This is a genomic window from Vibrio sp. Isolate22 (assembly GCF_022398115.1).
Lineage (GTDB): Bacteria > Pseudomonadota > Gammaproteobacteria > Enterobacterales > Vibrionaceae > Vibrio.
On record NZ_JAKEUW010000105.1, the window covers coordinates 1 to 6316 of the forward strand.

At 48.8% G+C, this 6316-nt stretch carries 3 protein-coding genes; all 3 read right to left on the reverse strand.

Translation table 11 applies throughout. The features are described from left to right. On the reverse strand, nucleotides 1-2145 hold a 2145-nt coding region (locus L1D55_RS26460), incomplete at its 3' end, for a cadherin-like domain-containing protein (protein WP_239919440.1). Further along, nucleotides 2103-5513 carry a tandem-95 repeat protein gene (locus L1D55_RS27765; RefSeq protein WP_239919441.1) on the reverse strand — a complete coding sequence of 1137 codons (3411 nt, stop codon included), beginning with the start codon at nucleotides 5511-5513 and terminating at the stop codon, nucleotides 2103-2105. The genes L1D55_RS27765 and L1D55_RS26460, both read right to left, overlap by 43 nt. Continuing rightward, nucleotides 5479-6316, reverse strand: an 838-nt coding sequence (locus tag L1D55_RS26470; protein ID WP_239919442.1) for a cadherin-like domain-containing protein, incomplete at its 5' end; no start/stop codon positions are given. The genes L1D55_RS26470 and L1D55_RS27765, both read right to left, overlap by 35 nt.

The window sequence follows — 6316 nt, forward strand, 5'->3', positions numbered from 1 at the left end:
GATCGAGTGATCTTCATTCACGGTATAAGACGTGCTACCCGCCAATGGCGTATCGTTCACCGCATCGACCGTCACACCAATGGTCGCATCCACCGTTTCTGAGCCAGTGGTCACGGAGAAGCTTAGGTCCACTTCGCCATTGAAGTTCTCATTCGGCTCAAAGCTGTAAGTACCGTCATTGTTGTTGGTTAAAACACCATCCGTTCCTGTGTAAGTCACAGAGTCAATCGATAGCGTTTCACCATCGGCGTCTGACGCACCCGCCAGAAGTTGCGCATCGGTGAACGTTAATATGCCATCTTCATCAATGGTGTAACTAACATCACTCACCACCGTTGGGTCGCTCATCGGATTGACCGTTAGGTCTGCCGTCGCAGTCACCGTATCGGTACCGTCCGTTAGGTCGAAGGAGATATCAATGTCACCATTGAAATTCGCATCCGGCGTAATAGTGAAGCTGCCGTCATCGTTTGCCGTCACCGTCGCGTTACCGCCAACAGACAAGTTCGCTGCCGTTAGGTCATCGCCTTCCGCATCGGTCGCTTGTGCCAACAATTGCGCTTGGCTCAAGGTAATCGATGCGTCTTCATTGACCGTGTAAGCCAAATCACCGCTCACTGGCGCATCATTGACGGCCTTCACATCCACTTCGGCCGTCGTCGAGACTTTCTCTCCATCTTCATCGGCAACCACAACCGTTAAGCTCACACCACCGTTGAAGTTCTCATTNGTGAACGTTAATGTGCCATCTTCATCAATGGTGTAGCTAACATCGCTCACCACTGTTGGGTCGCTCATCGGATTAACCGTTAGGTCTGCCGTTGCGGTCACCGTATCGGTACCGTCCGTTAGGTCGAAGGAGATATCAATGTCACCATTGAAATTCGCATCCGGCGTAATAGTGAAGCTGCCGTCATCGTTTGCCGTCACCGTCGCGTTACCGCCAACAGACAAGTTCGCTGCCGTTAGGTCATCGCCTTCCGCATCGGTCGCTTGTGCCAACAATTGCGCTTGGCTCAAGGTAATCGATGCGTCTTCATTGACCGTGTAAGCCAAATCACCGCTCACTGGCGCATCATTGACGGCCTTCACATCCACTTCGGCCGTCGTCGAGACTTTCTCTCCATCTTCATCGGCAACCACAACCGTTAAGCTCACACCACCGTTGAAGTTCTCATTTGGTGCAAAGCTGTAGGTGCCGTCGTCATTCGCCGTTAAGATGCCGTCAGTGCCCGTGTACGTCACACTGTCTAGACTAACATCACCTTCCACATCACTCGATTGAGCCAGTAACTGCGCTTCAGTGAAGTTAATCACTTCATCTTCATTCACAGAGTAACTGGTTGAGCCCGCAACCGGTGGATCGTTCACTTCTACAACGGTTAGGCCCGCTGTTGTTGATGCGGTTTCTCCGTCCTCATCTCGGATTACTACATTGAAGCTCACATCACCGTTGAAGTTCTCATTCGGTGCAAACGTATACGTGCCATCATCGTTGGTCGTAAACACACCATCAGAGCCACCGTAAGTGACCGTACTTACCGACACATCACCTTCTACATCCGAGGAGTTCGCTAACAACTGCTCGTTACTGATGGTGATCGAGTTATCTTCATTTACTGTGTAAGACGTGCTGCCTGCAACCGGAGCATCATTAATCGGCTTTACATCTACTTCAGCTGTCGTCGAGACTTTCTCACCACCTTCATCGGCAACCACAACCGTTAAGCTCACACCACCGTTGAAGTTCTCATTCGGTGCAAAACTGTAAGTACCGTCGTCATTTGCCGTTAAAATACCGTCAGTGCCCGTGTACGTCACACTGTCTAGGCTGACATCGCCTTCCACATCACTCGATTGAGCCAGTAACTGCGCTTCAGTGAAGTTAATCACTTCATCTTCATTCACAGAGTAACTGGTTGAACCCGCGACCGGTGCATCGTTTACTTCTGTCACCGTCACATTCATATTCGCATCAACCGGCTCGGTACCATCGGTTACCGTAAAGTTGAGGCTTACATCGCCATTGAAGTTCTCATTCGGTGCAAACGAGTAAGTGCCATCACCATTATCAGTGAACACGCCGTCTGTACCTGCGTAACTCACATCACTGATAGACAGATCGTCTCCATCAATATCNTCCATTTCGCCAGTAGCGTCACATGAGTATAGGACACCGCTTCATCTTCATTCACAGAGTAACTGGTTGAACCCGCGACCGGTGCATCGTTTACTTCTGTCACCGTCACATTCATATTCGCATCAACCGGCTCGGTACCATCGGTTACCGTAAAGTTGAGGCTTACATCGCCATTGAAGTTCTCATTCGGTGCAAACGAGTAAGTGCCATCACCATTATCAGTGAACACGCCGTCTGTACCTGCGTAACTCACATCACTGATAGACAGATCGTCTCCATCAATATCTGTCGCACCCGCCAATAAATCAGCATCTGTGAAAGTTAACGTACCGTCTTCTTCTAACGTGAAGTTCTGATCTTCAACCTCTGTCGTATCATTAACAGCCGCAAAGTTAACGTTAATGGTGTTTGAATCCACTAACTCTCCGTCAGTGACGTTATATGTTAACTGAACGTCACCATTAAAGTTCTCACTCGGTGTCAATGTCCAGGTGCCATCTTCGTTATCGACCAAAGTGGCATCATCGCCGACAAGCGTTAAATCAGTAATATCCAGGTCATCTCCATCTACGTCCGATGCTTGTGCCAACAAGTCCGCTTTCGTAAATAGATATGTGCCATCTAACGTCCCGTCTGCTGTATTATTATCAACTAGGTCAGTTAATTGCTCTGACAGGTCGATCCCGTCAAAATCATCACTGTGTGGGTTGATTGTGATGTCTTCGGTAACTTCAGTGCCATTTTCTGATACAGAAGTGAACGACAAGGTCGTTTCTGGTACATGTTTTGCCGTTACACCGAGTAATGTAAAGCCACCATAATTACCCACTTCTTTATCATCAGCGACGCCAACCTCAATATGTCCAATTGGCTCATTTGCCGTCACTGTAAAGCTAGCAGTAGTGTCACCATAACCAGACCAAGGAACATCATTTTGAGTGGTCTCTATCAGCTCACCGTCAGTGTTGTAGACCAAAATTTCAACGTCATTTCGGTCCCCCCAATTGCTTGAGAACTGCCAATCCAAACCATTCAGCAAGAGATCAACCTCATTAACCTCTTGTCCATCAAATGCAATAGAAAGGCTCTCATCCCCTTCAAAACCTGCATCAGCACTACTCCATTTAGGAGCGTCTCCATCACTTAGCCCCTTAAAGAACTTATGAGTGTGGTTATCAGTATCGAAGGTGGTATTATTGGCAGTGAACGTGATCGTCAGATCATCAGTGACCGATTGAATGGTATGATCATCAATGACCGTCCCCCAATCCTCCAGTTGATCATTTTGAAAGTGCTGTGCTTCTGACTTACCCGCCTCCGCTGTGAACAGTGAATCTTCGTTAGGAACAAAGCGCACTTCAGTATCCGGCGCAACGTTGACACCAGCCTCTAGAGAGACCCACTCTCCATCAACATTCATTTCAACAACACCATGCTCCGGTTGAGCATCAAGACGTATAGACGCCTCAAATAGAGCGGTTGCTGCCACATCTTCTGTTGCTGAGACATTAATCTCGTCTCCGGCGTCCGGTGCATCATTGACTGCGTTAACCAACAGATCCAAATTTAATTCAGTCAGTACATTACCATCGGTATCTTGTACGCTATAGCTAACCTCAGCATCACCATGGAAATCAGCATCCGGGGTAACGGTAAAGCTACCATCATCATTCTCAGCAACCGTGACATTAACACCAGAGAAAACAATATCACCAATCGTTGCGTCCTCTGGGTCGAGCCCAGCTTTTTCTAGCAGCTCATCTCGTGTGAAGTCCAGTGCGACATCTTCATCAGTTTCCAAGTCAGCAACTGGATTGACCGTTAGAGCAATATTCGTCTCAACTGCATCGGTACCGTCACTGATATCAAAGGTCAATGCAACATCGCCATTGTAACCCTCGTTTGGTGTGATGGTAACACTGCCATCCGCATTCTCTACCACCGATGCATTAGCACCCGCCTGTACGTTCGAAGCCGTTAGGTCGTCACCTTCAGGATCCGAAGCTTGAGCAAGTAATTGCTCTTGACTTAATGTAATAGAGTTATCTTCATTTATGGTGTACGCCAAATCACTGGATACTGGCGCATCGTTGACAGCAACAACCTCAACGTCTGCTGTCGTCGATGCTGTGACACCATCTTCATCTGATACCACAATATCTAAGCTTACGTTACCATTGAAGTTCTCATTCGGCGCAAACGTAAATGTACCATCATCGTTTGCTCTGAGTATGCCATCCGTTCCACTATACGTTACAAAATCAACGCTAACATCACCTTCCACATCACTCGATTGAGCCAGTAACTGCGCTTCCGTGAAGGTAATCACTTCATCTTCATTAATGGAGTAACTGGTTGAGCCTGCAACCGGTGCATCGTTCACTTCAACAACGGTTAGGCCCGCTGTTGTTGATGCGGTTTCTCCGTCCTCATCACGGATTACTACATTGAAGCTCACATCACCGTTGAAGTTCTCATTCGGTGCAAACGTATACGTGCCATCATCGTTGGTCGTGAACACACCATCAGAGCCACCGTAAGTTACGCTACTCACACTAATGTCGTCGCCATCAATATCGGACGAATTTGCAAGTATCTGCTCATTACTGATAGTGATCGAGTTATCTTCATTCACAGTGTAAGATGTACTGCCCGCCAATGGCTTATCATTCACCGCGTCAACCGTCACACCAATGGTCGCACCCACCGTTTCTGAGCCAGTTGTCACGGAGAAGCTTAGGTCCACTTCGCCATTGAAGTTCTCATTCGGCTCAAAACTGTAAGTACCGTCATTGTTGTTGGTTAAAACACCATCCGTTCCTGTGTAAGTCACGGAGTCAATCGACAACGTTTCACCATCGGCGTCTGACGCCCCCGCCAGAAGTTGCGCATCGGTGAACGTTAATGTGCCATCTTCATCAATGGTGTAACTAACATCACTCACCACCGTTGGGTCGCTCATCGGATTGACCGTTAGGTCTGCCGTCGCGGTCACCGTATCGGTACCGTCCGTTAGGTCGAAGGAGATATCAATGTCACCATTGAAATTCGCATCCGGTGTAATAGTGAAGCTGCCGTCATCGTTTGCCGTCACCGTCGCGTTACCGCCAACAGACAAGTTCGCTGCCGTTAGGTCATCGCCTTCCACATCGGTCGCTTGTGCCAACAATTGCGCTTGGCTCAAGGTAATCGATGCGTCTTCATTGACCGTGTAAGCCAAATCACCGCTCACTGGCGCATCATTAACGGCCTTCACATCCACTTCGGCCGTCGTCGATACTTTCTCACCATCTTCATCGGCAACCACAACCGTTAAGCTCACACCACCGTTGAAGTTCTCATTCGGTGCAAAGCTGTAGGTGCCNCAAATCACCGCTCACTGGCGCATCATTAACGGCCTTCACATCCACTTCGGCCGTCGTCGATACTTTCTCACCATCTTCATCGGCAACCACAACCGTTAAGCTCACACCACCGTTGAAGTTCTCATTCGGTGCAAAGCTGTAGGTGCCGTCGTCATTCGCCGTTAAGATGCCGTCAGTGCCCGTGTACGTTACACTGTCTAGGCTGACATCGCCTTCCACATCACTCGATTGAGCCAGTAACTGCGCTTCAGTGAAGTTAATCACTTCATCTTCATTCACAGAGTAACTGGTTGAACCCGCGACCGGTGGATCGTTCACTTCTACAACGGTTAGGCCCGCTGTCGTTGACGCCGTTTCTCCGTCCTCATCACGGATGACAACATTGAAGCTCACATCACCGTTGAAGTTCTCATTCGGTGCAAACGTATACGTGCCATCATCGTTGGTCGTGAACACACCATCAGAGCCACCGTAAGTGACCGTACTTACCGACACATCACCTTCTACATCCGAGGAGTTCGCTAACAACTGCTCGTTACTGATGGTGATCGAGTGATCTTCATTCACGGTATAAGACGTGCTACCCGCCAATGGCGTATCGTTCACCGCATCGACCGTCACACCAATGGTCGCATCCACCGTTTCTGAGCCAGTGGTCACGGAGAAGCTTAGGTCCACTTCGCCATTGAAGTTCTCATTCGGCTCAAAGCTGTAAGTACCGTCATTGTTGTTGGTTAAAACACCATCCGTTCCTGTGTAAGTCACAGAGTCAATCGATAGCGTTTCACCATCGGCATCTGACGCACCCGCC